The organism is Limnoraphis robusta CS-951 (assembly GCF_000972705.2).
Genome location: NZ_LATL02000101.1, coordinates 46,006 through 60,473, shown reverse-complemented (window position 1 = coordinate 60,473; position 14,468 = coordinate 46,006). Strand labels below are relative to the sequence as shown.

Annotated in this window: 8 protein-coding genes; 4 read left to right on the top strand and 4 right to left on the bottom strand. The window is 42.9% G+C overall.

The window, feature by feature from the left end; genetic code table 11:
- The first annotated feature begins 29 nt into the window (after nt 1–29).
- Nucleotides 30–2,435 (top strand): TIGR03986 family type III CRISPR-associated RAMP protein, encoded by a 2,406-nt coding sequence (locus WN50_RS09330; RefSeq protein WP_072075557.1) that lies wholly within the window; start codon nt 30–32, stop codon nt 2,433–2,435.
- A 76-nt stretch (nt 2,436–2,511) separates the two neighbouring features.
- On the top strand, nt 2,512–3,144 hold the full coding sequence (locus tag WN50_RS09325) for a Uma2 family endonuclease (protein WP_046282085.1): 633 nt from the start codon (nt 2,512–2,514) through the stop codon (nt 3,142–3,144).
- Between the two features lie 21 nt (nt 3,145–3,165).
- On the opposite strand, the gene WN50_RS09320 is transcribed toward WN50_RS09325, so the two are convergent.
- From WN50_RS09320 to WN50_RS33890, 4 genes are all read right to left on the bottom strand, one after another.
- Nucleotides 3,166–4,734: a phytoene desaturase family protein gene (locus WN50_RS09320; protein WP_046282084.1), complete on the bottom strand. Its 1,569-nt coding sequence runs from the start codon at nt 4,732–4,734 to the stop codon at nt 3,166–3,168.
- A gap of 69 nt (nt 4,735–4,803) precedes the next feature.
- Nucleotides 4,804–8,718: a tetratricopeptide repeat protein gene (locus WN50_RS09315; protein ID WP_082172392.1), complete on the bottom strand. Its 3,915-nt coding sequence runs from the start codon at nt 8,716–8,718 to the stop codon at nt 4,804–4,806.
- 470 nt (nt 8,719–9,188) lie between these two features.
- Complete coding sequence (locus tag WN50_RS09310) at nt 9,189–11,333, bottom strand: peptidase domain-containing ABC transporter (protein ID WP_046278268.1); 2,145 nt, start codon at nt 11,331–11,333, stop codon at nt 9,189–9,191.
- A gap of 104 nt (nt 11,334–11,437) precedes the next feature.
- Nucleotides 11,438–11,626, bottom strand: coding sequence for a hypothetical protein (locus tag WN50_RS33890; protein WP_152964755.1), 189 nt, complete (start codon nt 11,624–11,626; stop codon nt 11,438–11,440).
- A 411-nt stretch (nt 11,627–12,037) separates the two neighbouring features.
- On the opposite strand from WN50_RS33890, the gene WN50_RS09305 reads away from it, so the two are divergent.
- Both WN50_RS09305 and WN50_RS09300 read left to right on the top strand, forming a co-directional pair.
- Nucleotides 12,038–13,141: an RRXRR domain-containing protein gene (locus WN50_RS09305; RefSeq protein ID WP_046278269.1), complete on the top strand. Its 1,104-nt coding sequence runs from the start codon at nt 12,038–12,040 to the stop codon at nt 13,139–13,141.
- 127 nt (nt 13,142–13,268) lie between these two features.
- Nucleotides 13,269–14,321, top strand: coding sequence for an HlyD family secretion protein (locus WN50_RS09300; RefSeq protein WP_049558856.1), 1,053 nt, complete (start codon nt 13,269–13,271; stop codon nt 14,319–14,321).
- The last annotated feature ends 147 nt before the right edge of the window (nt 14,322–14,468 follow it).

Sequence of the window (14,468 nt, the reverse complement as noted above, 5' to 3'; positions counted from 1 at the left end):
AATTTATTGAATCATAAGGAGATTGAACAATGAATCCGAAACATATTGGAACAGTCCCAGAATTTATCGAAGAAACAAGAAAGAGAAAAGATGGATCTACCTATATAGAAAGAATTCCACGCAGGGCGATCGCACCTTATAATTTTGTTGAACTACCAGAAAAAGTAGTTGAAGCGCAGCCTTTACCTGAACAAAACTGCTACCATAACTATTCAAAACATTTAATTAATGGAGAAACAGTAAAAATAAAACGTCAAACAGGTAGGATTGAATGCACTTTAACTACAGAATCTCCTCTGTATACTCGTTGTGGTTGGAGTCCAGAAGATTTTGCCGAATACGGAGAAACTCCATTTAAAGATTTGTCTGATGAGATTCAAAAACTGAGAGCAAATTTTTTTATTAATCCTGCAACTAATCAACCAGTCATTCCTGGTAGTAGTATCAGAGGTATGTTGAGAACTTTAGTTGAAATTGTTAGTTTTAGTAAGATTGAAAGAGTCTCTGGACATCAACGGTTATTTTTTCGTGCGGTGGGATCAAATCCTAAGAAGGAGTCTTTGGGGAAAGAGTATAAACAATATGTTAATCCAGATGTTAAGCCTGAAATTGTTAAAGCTGGTTATCTAATAAAAAATGGTGAAACATGGCTAATTCAACCTGCTGAATTTAAAGAGGGTAAAACATTTGCATGGGCTCAAGAAAATTCTTTAGATTTAGAAAGTTTAAATTTACAAGAGTTTAATAGTAAAAAATATAAACCCAAGTATATTCCTGTTAGCTATACAAATGCTGAAGTAGATCAAACAGATAGAGCTAAACGCTTATTTGCTCATGATGTAGATTTGCCAGATACTTATTCTAAAAAGGGTGTGCTTGTTACCAGTGGAAATATGAAGCAGACAGATGATGACAATTCACCACGTTGTAATCATTGTATAGTTTTTCCTGTAGATAAAAAAGCCAAGCCTTTACCTATAGATGATACAGCAATTGAGCATTATCGTAATGCGCTGACCGATTTTCAGAAAGCGTCACCTTTTAATAAAGATTGGGGAGTATTACAAGAAGATCATCCAGTGTTTTACTATCACGACGGAAAGAGCGAAACAGTCGGATTTTTTGGTCAAAGTCCTAATTTTCGTATCCCCTATTCTCCAGAAGGTAATGGTCACGCCACAACTGTATTAGACTTTATTCCTAAAAATTTGAGGGAATTGGCATTAATTGATTTAGCTGATGCAATTTTCGGTTGGGTTAAGCAAGAATCTGAATCGGAAAAACTACCTCAAGATTTTCTTAAACAAAGAGCAGGTAGGGTTTGTGTTACAGATGGTTTATATGAAAGTAATCAAAATGGTATATGGTATAGTGAAACTCCTGTAACTCCTCAGATATTATCTGAACCCAAACCAAGCTATTTTCCTCATTATCTAGTTCAACCCAACGCAGATCAATTAGAACTCAAACACTATGCCAGTGAACCTATTGAAAAAACAGTTATTCGAGGTCATAAACTATATTGGCAGAAAGGGAGTGATCCGGATTTCAAACTTCCCCCTCCGAAAAAAGTCATTGGTTCTCCTCCAAAAGTCTCTGATACTCAAACAACTCTGATTAAACCTGTTAACAAAGGAGTAACTTTTAAGTTTGATATTCATTTTGAAAATCTCAGTGATGTGGAACTGGGTGCTTTACTTTGGGTTTTGGATATTGCTCAAAATGATAACTATCGCTTGTCTTTAGGTATGGGCAAACCATTAGGGCTAGGAGCCGTGAAAATAGAACCTATTTTGTACTTAAGTAATCGTAAGAAACGCTACGAAAATTTATTTGATAGTAAGAATAGTTATTGGCAAAAAGGAGAGACAGAGACCAACAAAGACATATCAGACTATGTATCTAAGTTTGAAAACTATATGCTAGAAAAACTCGATCATACAGGAAATTTTAGAAACTTATGTAGAATTCAAATGTTGTTAGCTATGTTAAGTTGGCCTGGTATAAAAGATGTAGAAAGAAATACTCGATATATGGAAATCGAGAGAGATTGTAGCAAGCACCATATTGGTCAATGCAAGCAGAAGGATAAAAAAATTAATGAGTATAAAGAACGTCCTGTTTTGCCAAATCCATTAGATGTTATGGGAATTAAGATAGAATGCGATCGCCCATTTCCCTCTCTCTCCAAAAAATCTATTGAGCAACAAACAGAACTATTTTTGGAAGATCAAGAAGTTGATGCTAAGGTCGTTGATATTCAAGTAAAAGAAGGAAAGAAGCTCAAAACAACTATTATTTACGAAATTCAAGGTTCAGACTGTTCAGCCAAGGAAGAAACTTATAAACCAGTATCTTTAGCTGTGGGTGATATTCTAAAAGTCTGTATTGTTAAAGCCCAAGGAAAAAGTATTAGGAAAGTGAAGCGTGTTTAATGGAATTTTGACCACCTCAGCCAAAACCCAACTCTTGAAACGCGATCGCACTTAAACCTATTCCCCTATTTTAACCATGATCACAACACCTCTCACCTCTCAACTCACATTCGAGAAATTTCTCAGCCAACTTCCAGATGAAGAAGGATACTACGAACTCGTTAACGGTGAAATAATCAGGAAACTTCCGACTCGACGACATGAAGATCTAGCAGATTTTATCCTGCGACAGTTTGATAAAGAAGTTGAACGACTTCAGTTAAACTATCGAGTTTCGGGTAGAATTGTGATTAAAACTGAAACCGCACAAGGACAAGAACAAGGACGCCATCCTGATATTACTGTTGTTGATAAAACCCTTTGGGAAGCCCAACCAACAGCCTATTCTGCACTCCTTGAACCGCCCCAATTAGTTGTAGAAATTGTCTCAACAAATTGGGAAGATGACTATCTAGATAAACTAGAGGAGTATCAACGTTTGGGTATACCTGAATATTGGATAGTCGATTATTTAGCCGTTGCCAGTCGCAGTTATTTAGGAAACCCGAAACTCCTCACCGTTTTTGTCTGTGTACTCGATGAGAATAAAACCTATCAAATGAATCGCTATCAAGGAAGCGATACGCCTGACGGCACGCTGCGCGAACGCATTATTTCGCCAACGTTTCCAGAATTTGCTCTCACTGTTGAAGAACTGCTCACCCATTAGATTTTATAACGCGATTTTCCCTCAAACTTTACAACCAATTTCATCCAACATTTCCAAGTGTTTTTGAACCGACGTCAACGTATTTGCCGCAATCATCCCACTGGCCGCCACCGCAGGTAAACCAATCCCTGGAAACGTTGAATCTCCGCAGCATAACAGCCCCGCTAAGGGCGTTTGAGAGCCGGGAAACGTCCCCTGTCCGGCTGGAATTGCAGGGCCGTAGGAGCCTCTGTAACGGCGTAAAAAACGTTCATGGGTAAGCGGTGTCCCCACCAACGTTACCTCACAGCGCGATCGCACATCAGGAATAACCCGTTCTAAGGCTTGCCACATCGGTTCCGCCCGTTCAGCTTTCAGTTGGGCATATTCAGGGCTGCGACGATCTAAACCCTGCCAAAGATCATAAGGTTCATTCCCCGGCGTGTAAACATGAATTACGTGTTTTCCAGGCGGTGCGAGGGAGGGATCGAGAACCGTTGGAATAGACATGACAATCAAATTCAGAGGCGAAGTAATGCCTTTTTCCCAGTCATTGACGGTAATATAATGACAAGCGAGATCCTCTGGTAAACCCGTCCCGTCAATCCCCAGATGCAGGTGCATAAAACTCTCACAGTCTGGAGTTTGCGATCGCGCTTTCACAAACTCTTGCGGTAACGCCCCCAAGGGAATTAACTTCAGCGTATCCCAAACCGAAGCCGCAGAAACCACCGCTTTAGAAGCCCGAATTTCTTCACCGCCCCGCAAACCCACGCCCACCGCTCGATTATTTTCCACTAAAACCTGTTCCACATGAGCGCCCAGTTTGAGATCACCCCCATATTTTTTCAGTCCGCGTACCATTGCCTCAACTAATGCCGCACTGCCACCTACGGGATAATCTAACACCACTTCGGGTCTGTACCACTCGGCAAACATAAACGCCACTTCAGCCGCACTGGTGCCACTCGCAGGCAGTCCAGATAACAGAAAACACAACATATCCAACCAATTGCGGATAAAGGGATCTTTAATTACCTCATCCATAATAGGGCCGAATGCTCCCGTTAGTTTAGAAGCGTAGGGAAGACTTTGTAACAGAGGAAGGGCGAAGCGACCTAACGTCAACACTGCACCCAAATCATAGCGCATCGCCGCCATCGGTAAAGCGATCGCCGCATCTTTTAGCGGAGCCATCACCCGTTGAAGTTCACGCCATTCTCTTACTGCTTCTGGCCCTCGTAACCGCATCAACACGTCACAAAATTGATCCGCCCCCACAGATGTATCAAAATTACCTTCGGGTAAACGACAGCCCCAGACATCATAGGTTTTCCAAGAAATATCCTCGCCTATCGCATCAAGAACTTGTTTTAAGGGGTTCGTAGAGGGACTGGAGGACATCCCCGAATACAGCGATGGCCCAGAGTCGAAGATGTAGCCATTACGTTCAAAGCCATGCGCCGCCCCACCGGGAATAGTATGACTTTCACAAACCGTCACCGCGAAGCCATAGCGGGCAAGTATTGCTGCACAACTTAAACCGCCTATACCACTGCCGATAACGACGACTTCTGTTGCTTGAGTTGTAAGAGATGTTTGATCCGTCACGTTTCAAAAACAATTTTATATCAATTATTGATCATAAACATACATTGTGGAAGAACCCCCCCTACACAATTAACGTTCCATCGGCGTCCAATCTCCAACGGGAACAAACGCCGCCCAAAAATAGGGGTGCTGATACTGTTGAGAATTTAACATTTCCAACTGGGTTTGACGCCACGCATCCGAACGCCCTTGATTTTGCAACAACCGTTGATAATATTTAATCATTAATTCCTTCGTTCCTTCATCATTTACTTTCCATAAACTCATTAATTGACTTTCCGAACCCGCCAACGTAAACGCCCGACGTAAACCATAAACCCCTTCACCATTTTCAATCTCTCCTAACCCCGTTTCACAAGCCGATAACACCACCAATTTAGTCCCTCTTAGCTTTAAATTTGCCACTTCCAACGCAGTTAACACCCCATCATCCGAACCGCTTTCACGGGGATTAAAACCCGCCAACGCCAAGCCGGAACGAATTAACGGATTTTCTTGAATAGGGGTATTTTGTTGAGTGTTTTCTGAGATAAACCCAAAAGTATTATCCGGTTCAACTCGGGGAAGATTTGGCAGAAAAAAACCGTGAGTTGCAATATGTATAATTTTCGGTGCGTCTAACTGTTTTACCGCATTTTCTGTTGCTTGAGATTGAGTCAATAACGTCACATCAGACAATAAAGGTGCAATGATATTTGCTTCTTCCGCCGTTCCCGGTAACGCCCCAAAACTCATCTCAACCCCTCTGGAAAGTTGATTAATTCCGCGAGTATTTGAAACAGCAACCGTTGTCGGTTCGCCGGGTTTATCATAGTCCGGGTTAGCAACAATAACAGGCGGTTGTTTGTGAGAATGTTTAAGTTGTAAACGAATTAAATCTCGTCCAGTTGTTAGATAAGTAATTTTATAAGTTTCTATCAAATAGCGATTATTTTCATCAACCAACGCCGCAAAAGGGATTAAGTTTAACTGAGCATCCGGTGATATAATAATATGATTAACATCACCCAACTTTTTGCGAATTGATTGCATTAACCGTTCATCAACTTTTCGTCCGCTTTGTTTAACCTTATCCGAATTTCCAGTATCTTTTGAATCTTTCAGGTCTAAATTGAAGCGAAAGAAAGCCGCTCTGTGAATGGGTTCAGCTTCACCTAAATCAACCCATTGCGGTTCACCAGAAGATTTAAGAATATAAGCCGCATAATGAGGTTTTCCCTGTCTATTTCCGGGCGTAGCTTTAGCATCAAACGGTTGATAGAATACAAATTCAACTAACGCTGCATCTTCGGGAATTAACTGTTGTACCGCTTCAATGGTAACAGCTTGAGAAAAGGTTCTAAATTCTGCACTACGACGAGAAAGTTCAGCTTCGAGTTGTTCTGATTTCTCTCTTAAATTGGCAACCTGTTGACGGTATTGTTCATCGGGGATATTTTCAGGCTTATTATAAATCAAAGTCGCGAGTTGAGTTCTAACCGTTGCTAATTCATCTAAGAGTTGTTGATTTTCTGGAGTAATATTTTCTCGTAACAGTTGTAAGTCATTGGTCATTACATCTAGAATACGACCTTTGCGACGGAGAATAGTTGTTAAAGCTAAACGAGAGGCTTCTAAGTTATTTGGTACATCTTTAATATGCAGATAAACAGCAAAATTCGTTGCGTTATAAACTGTTTTCATCGAGTCTTGTTTCTGACGTTCCGAACCCGTTGCGAGGAGAACATTCAGGTTTTGTTCTTCTACATCTAGTCCTCGACTCAAGAAGTTAATGGCTTGGGTTGTATCGCCTTGAGATAAATAAAATGATGCCAAGTTATTGAGGCTGAGTGCGACATCGGGATGGTTTTCTCCCAAGACTTTTTCACGGATAGCTAAAGAACGTTGATAAAGAGGTTCAGCTTCATTGTAGCGTCCTTGGGAGGAGTAGAGTCCTGCCAAGTTGTTGAGGCTGGTAGCGACATCGGGATGTTCTGTCGATAGCGCTTTCTCAAGTATAGCTAAAGAACGTTGGTAGAGGGGTTCAGCTTCATTGAAGCGTCCTTGAGACTCGTAGAGTGATGCCAAGTTGTTGAGGCTGAGTGCGACATCGGGATGGTTTTCTCCCAAAGCTTTCTCACGGATAGATAAAGAACGTTTGTAAAGAGGTTCAGCATCATTGTAGCGTCCTTGGGAGTCGTAGAGTAATGCCAAGTTATTGAGGCTGGTAGCGACAAGGGGATGTTCAGTCGATAGCGCTTTTTCATAGATAGCTAAGGAACGTTGGTAGAGGGGTTCGGCATCATTGTAACGTCCTTGAGAACGGTAGAGTGATGCCAAGTTGTTGAGGCTATTGGCGACATCGGGATGTTCTTTTCCCAAGGCTTTCTCACGGATAGCTAAGGAACGTTGGTAGAGGGGTTCGGCTTGGTTGTAGCGTCCTTGAGACTCGTAGAGTGATGCCAAGTTGTTGAGGCTGGTAGCAACATTGGGGTGTTCAATTCCCAAGGCTTTCTCAAGTATAGCTAAGGAACGTTGGTAGAGGGGTTCGGCTTGGTCGTAGCGTCCTTGAGACTCGTAGAGTGATGCCAAGTTGTTGAGGCTATTGGCGACATCGGGATGTTCTAGTCCTAAGACTTTCTCACGGATAGCTAAGGAACGTTGATAAAGGGGTTCGGCTTCAGCGTAGCGTCCTTGAGAACGGTAGAGTCCTGCCAAGTTGTTGAGGCTGGTGGCGACAAGGGGATGTTCTGTCGATAGCGCTTTTTCATAGATAGCTAAGGAACGTTGATAAAGAGGTTCTGCTTCTGCGTAGCGTCCTTGGGAATGGTAAAGTTCTGCCAAGTTGTTGAGGCTGGTAGCAACATTGGGATGGTTTTCTTTCAAGGCTTTCTCAAGTATAGCTAAGGAACCTTGCAAGAGGGGTTCTGCTTCTGTGTAGCGTCCTTGGGAACGGTAAAGTTCTGCCAAGTTGTTGAGGCTGGTGGCGACATCGGGATGTTCAGTTCCCAAGACTTTCTCACGGATAGCTAAAGAACGTTGGTAGAGGGGTTCTGCTTGGTTGTAGAGTCCTTGGGAACGGTAGAGATCTGCCAAGTTGTTGAGGCTAAGTGCAACAGAGGGATGTTCGCTTCCCAAGGCTTTCTCCCAGATAGATAAAGAACGTTTGTAAAGAGGTTCCGCTTCAGCGTAGCGTCCTTGAGACTGGTAGAGTGATGCCAAGTTGTTGAGGCTGGTAGCAACAGAGGGATGTTCAGTTCCCAAGGCTTTTTCGTCGATAGCTAAGGAACGTTGGTAGAGGGGTTCGGCTTCATTGTAGCGTCCTTGGGACTCGTAGAGTAATGCCAAGTTGTTGAGGCTGGTAGCGACAAGGGGATGTTCTGTCGATAGCGCTTTTTCATAGATAGCTAAGGAACGTTGATAAAGGGGTTCGGCTTTATCGTAGCGTCCTTGAGAACGGTAGAGATATGCCAAGTTGTTGAGGCTGGTGGCGACATCGGGATGGTTTTCTCCCAAAGCTTTCTCACGGATAGCTAAGGAACGTTGGTAGAGGGGTTCAGCTTCATCGTAGCGTCCTTGGGAGGAGTAGAGTCCTGCCAAGTTGTTGAGGCTGGTAGCAACATTGGGATGGTTTTCTCCCAAGGCTTTCTCAAGTAAAGCTAAGGAACGTTGGTAGAGGGGTTCAGCTTCATCGTAGCGTCCTTGGGAACGGTAAAGTTCTGCCAAGTTGTTGAGGCTGGTGGCGACATCGGGGTTATTTTCTCCTAAAATTCTCTCTTGTATTTCTAGAACCCTTTCTGCTATGGGTATTGCTTCGTTATATTTGCCTTGTTGATAGAGTTGAATAACCTGTTGTTCGAGTCGTTTTGCTTCTTCGAGTTCATCAGACTGTTGAACGACAGCAGAATTTGTCTGTCCGATAACAGGAGGTATTGCCGTTAATAGTCCAGAACATCCAATAACAACAGTTAGCCAAAGAAAGGGTTTGAGGGGTGTTCGCTTCATCGGGTAGATAGTCACGCCAAGTTCATTATCACTTATGTCTGAGGGGTGTTGAGTTATGCAGTTTTGGGTTTGACCTCTCCCCCTAACCCCCTCTCAATGAAGGCGAGGGGGAATAATTATTCAGGGGAAAACTCACCTAAAAAAACACTAAAATTACCTCTTTGTGTCTTGGTGTCTTTGTGGTTTTTATAACTTCAACTCACCTAAAAAAACACTAAAATGACCTCTTTGTGTCTTTGTGGTTTTTATGGCTTCAACTCACCTAAAAAAACACTAAAATGACCTCTTTGTGTCTTTGTGCCTTTGTGGTTTTTATAACTTCAACTCACCTAAAAAACACTAAAATTACCTCTTTGTGTCGAGCGTCTCGAGCGTTGTTTTTATCACCTTTATTCTATTACTCCCCTCGCCAATCCCCCCTGCCCCCCTTAGAAAGGGGGGTGAGAAAGGGGTTAGGGAGAGGTCATCTTTTAAGGGGTTAAAAAAGGCAGATGTTCACCGGGTAAGGATTGTAATTTTGATAATTCTCCCTGAAGTTTGAGTTGACCTTCATCTAATAGAATAATCCAGTCTGCTTGATTAATAACTCGGGGTCTATGGCTAATTAAAATGGTTGTTTTTCCTTGTCGTTGTTGCAGGAGTCGATAGAGAATTTCGCTTTCACTCAGAGGGTCTAAACTAGCGGTTGATTCGTCTAAAATTAAGATAGAAGGATTTGTTACAATAGCCCTCGCTATGGCTAATCTTTGGCGTTGTCCGCCGGAAATACTCGCCCCAAATTCGCCTAAAACGGTTTGATATTTTTCGGGAAGTTGACTAATAAATTCATCAGCACCCGCAATTTGACAGGCTTGTACAATGGCTTCAAAAGGAATTCCGGGGTGTCCTAACTGGAAATTTTCGATAATCGAACGACTCCAAAAATGAGCATCTTGAGGAACTAAAACCACTTGTTGACGCAGACAGTCGAGGGATAAATCTTGTTGATTGTAGATGCCTAATCTAATATTACCCGATTGTAGGGGATATAAACCTGCAATCAGTTTGGCTAGGGTACTTTTTCCGCAACCTGAACGTCCTATTAAAGCAATGGTTTTACCGCCGGGAAAGACGACTGAAAATTTATCGAGTAAATTGACTTGTCCGCCGTAATGAAAGGTGATATTATGACAAGTAATGTCCGCATTTGGGGGAATATAAGCAGAGGGTTTTTTGTCGGTTTCCAGGCTTTCGGAAGGGGCATCAATCACATCCGCTAACCGTTGTGTAACCGTTTGCACCCGAGTCAGATCATCGGTAAACCGAACGATAGAGTTGACAAAAAGAGTGACGTTGCGTTGCAAGGTTAAAAAGGCTAAAAGTTGACCAATACTGAGGGTATTTGTCATCACAATACGACTTCCAAACCCCAGCAAAGCGACACCACCGACTCCACTGACGAACCCGGAAAACATCTCATTGAGAATGCCGATTTGAGTGGTGCGAAAGGCGAGGTTAGCTTGTCGTCCGAAACGAGTTTGTAACTCTTCCCAAAATTGCGCCGTGCTGTTTGTGGTTTTGAGGGTGAGAGATCCTTTAAAGGTTTCGACTAAAACGCCTTGAGTTTCGGCTTCTACTGCAAATAAATTGCGAGTTTTTTGTCGAAGCGTTGGCAGTAACACGAGAGTCGATAAAACCATTAATCCTCCGATGATCATCGCTAGAATTGTCAGAGGGACGCTATAAATTAGCATGACCATTAGAGAAATAATTGCCACTAAAAGCTGACTGGGTAAACTGACAATAAATTGGGAGATAAATTGATTGAGTTCTTGAATATCTTTGAGACGACTAACAATATCACCGCCACGATGGGTTTCGTAGTAACTGAGGGGAAGATGCAACATTTTTCGCCCAAATTCCATCACCAACCCCAGTTCTAAACGTTTAGCAAAGTGAACAATCAGGTTAGATTGTACTAAGCCCAAAGCGCTACTAAATAGGTTGATCATCACGACGGCAATTATAATAGATTGTAGAAGTTGCAGATCTTCCCTCACCAAAACTTCATCGGTAATAATTTGAATTAAAAAAGGAGAACCGAGAGAGAGTAAACCGAGAACAATATTAATCGCCAAAACTTCTGTTAAAATTTGACGATAAATCCAACTGCGTTTTATCCAGCGCCATAAATGGGTGACTTGATCGCTAGTTTGGAGAAAAAATCGTTCTTGATCCGGTTCAATTAATAAACAAACCCAGTCATTCCATCCTGCGGTTAATTCTTCTTTGGAAAGCTGAAGAATTCCCACAGCCGGATCAGCAATAATATATTTTTGGCGTTGGTAGCCGTACAAAACAACCCAATGATAGCCTTTCCAATGTATAATTAATGGCAGAGGAACTTGATCAATTTCGTCTAAAATATTAGCAGCAGCGCGGACAGGTCGAGCGTTAAACCCAACGGCAACGGCACCTTGTTGGAGTCCCAGTAGAGTGGTTCCTTGTTGGTTTGTGCCGGATGCTTCTCGTAAATGGGGAAGGGTGAATGTGCGTCCATAATATTGGGCGACAGAAGCCAGACAAGCGGCACCGCAATCTTCTTCACTGTGTTGTAAGACAACGGGATATTTCATTTTAATACTGATATCACGTAAAAAACACCCGCAACTGGACGGGTGTATTGGCAGGACTAAGTATCAAAACTAGAGTGCTACAGTATACAGCATCTCACAGGAAATTAGTAGCAATAACGGGCAGATCCGCTATGGTAAGCGGAGGCGTAGTGATAGTCGTAGGAGGCTTTTTTGTAATAGTAGCTTGATGGCTGGTAGGAATCGTAGTAACAATAGCGATTACCGCCATTGATGCTGGAAGATTCTTCTTTAGAGAGGTCAGTAAACAGTTGTTTAGTTTTGTTTTCAGCCATAATCAATGTCCTCGAAACAACGGATAGACTGTGCTTTTATTGAACTCGACTCAGACTGCAAACCCCCGGAGGTTGATCCCCAGATTGACGCAGGTCTGAGAAGTTGCGACTATGTTAACAGGTAAATTCCGAGATTTCTAGTAGGATTGCTCAAATTCGCGTTAAGATTTGTCAGAATAGTCAGCTTCTCCCGTTAAATCGAAGATTATAACGGGAGCTTGCGGAGAAACACTGGACTCCAAGCGGTAAGCAAGCTGAATAGCCCACCGAGTTCTTTGACGTTACACACTTCCTTGTACCACAGAGCGCAAGGACTCCCTGTTTGACCCAACCAGTTGTTGGGAATCGCGGCAAAGAATGGGCGAGGTGTAGTTGGGAATCCAACAAGTACAGTTAACTGGATTATCTCCAATGTTTAACAAACGTGTACCCGTTCTCAATCCCGATGGCTCACCAGTGATGCCTACCAAAGCATCTAGGGCAAGGCGTTGGGTTAGAGATGGCAAGGCAAAAGTAGTACAGAACGACTTACAGGTATTCTGCGTTCAGTTACTAGAAGAACCGACAGGGAGAGAAACCCAAGATATTAGTCTTGGTATTGACCCAGGTTCGTGTTTCACAGGTGTAGCCGTTCAGTCCAAACGAGACACATTGATTGGATTAAACTTGAACTTACCCAAAAAGCGGGTTCAAAAACGTCTAGAGGAAAGGAGAGTTTTACGAAGAACTCGACGTGGGCGACGGATTAAAAGAAGCCTGCTATTCAAAAAACGCAACCACAGACAAAAGCGGTTTGATAATCGTCGGCAATCTAAATTACCTCCCAGTATTCGAGCTAACAAGCAACTGGAACTGAGAGTTGTAGACGAATTGCGGCAATTGTATCCCATTGCCCACGCATACATAGAACGACTTAATAAGTCTGATAGTCCGGGCTTTACAGTCGCAGCACAAGGTCAAACATTCCTAATTAAAGAACTAGGAAAATATTTTCCAGTTGCATTAGTGAAGGGATGGGAGACATCAGGGACAAGGGAGTGGTTGAAACTTCCTAAGTCAAAAAACAAAGCCGAACAGACCCCCAATGCTCATGTATCGGATGCCATAGCTCTAGCATCTAGACACTTCATCCGATACACACCTAATACGACTGGTTTTCAGACCGGATACCAATGGAAGGGGGTAATTCAGGTGACGCCTTTTACCTTTGGCATCGTAGAACGTCTTCCTTCAAGACCCCGTAAAATGCACGACTTAACTGTTCAAAAAGGTGGAGTCCGTGATACTTATGGTGGGTTTGATGGAACGCATTCTTTCAAAAACGGGGACTACGTTGAATACAAAACTAAGCGTTCTACCCTCAAGGGTTATATCAGTGCCAACGATTTGTATCAGTTTTTTCCGAAGAAAAAGAGACTAAAACAAGGAGTAAGCGACAAAAATACTTGTTTACTTCGCTATTCAAGTCACCTAGTTGTAAACCTACATAAAGGACTGGCATTCCTCTCCCGTTAAATCGAAGATTATAACGGGGGTCTCCTGCCAGAGAAAAGATGAATTTTGAACAAAAGTTCACAGATGGGCAACCTCAATCTTAGGGATTGGATAAAACCCCCGCACTATGGCTTCCAACTAACACCCGATGGAACTTCAACCCTTTGATAGTGATGACTTCTTACCTCCGATTAGTCCCTGGACTCATTGGGGAGGGATAATACTATTAGGAACTTTTGGTGTTGTAGTTGTGTTGGCAGGTATTATTCGCTATACTCCCACTGTTAGAGTGCCTGTCATCGCCCAACCGGGAGGGGATATTGAACTGGTTCGATCAGCCACGAGCGGAATTGTAGAGCGCATTGTGGCGCAGGAAAATCAACCGATAGAACAGGGAGAAGTGATTGCTTATGTGGATCAGTCTCTGCTGTTAAAGCAAAAGCTGAATCTCCAAGATCGAGTCTCTCAATTTCAACGAGAACTCAATCAAGTCGAACAATATGTGAGCAACCTCGATGAACAAATTTTGACGACGTTAAAATCTAAAGTTTCTCGCGCCTCGCGTCAAAAGCTGGATGATGTGTCGGTAGAGTCGGCGGTGATTGAGTTAACCAAATCATCTCCAGAAGTCGCTCAAGGCTTCGCTCAAGAACGACGAACACTTCTCAAACAACGATGGGAGATCGAAAAACAGTTTGTTCAGTCTCAAAGACAGCTAGAACAGGTGACAAGTCTAATCGGACATGAGGCGATCCGCGCCCCGATAGCAGGGACGATTATTCAACTTGATCTCCCTAACCCTGGTCAAATTGTGGAGTCAGATGCAATTATTGCTCAGATGGTTCCGACTCGAGTTCCTCTAGTGTTTACAGCTTGGGTAGCGGAGCAGGATATTTCCCGCATCGAAATTAATCAACAGGTTAATTTGCAAATTGCTGTTTATCCTTTTCGAGAATATGGTATTCTAAAAGGAAGGGTAAAACGAATCTCCCTCAACGGCACTACCCCTCAAGCCTCTGCTCGTCAAACGTCCAAAGCGTATTACGAAGTTCTCATTCAACCCGAAGGAGCTGATTTGGTGAAAGGCGATCATCGATACAGGATCTATTCAGGAATGAAGGGAACGGCTGATATTCTGGTTACTCAAGAGACAGTCTTGAGTTGGATTTTGAAGAAAGCCCAATGGGTGAGTAACTATTAAAAACCGAGCAAGAATCCCCCCGAATCTAGAGGGGATTGGGATGAGAGCGAGGCAGAGAACTCTGTAAAGTATCGCCCGTTTTGGATGCTAGAAGTCTCAGAATTTCTAGAAAGATACGGCTCTGCCAACAGCAAAAATTCGATGCTG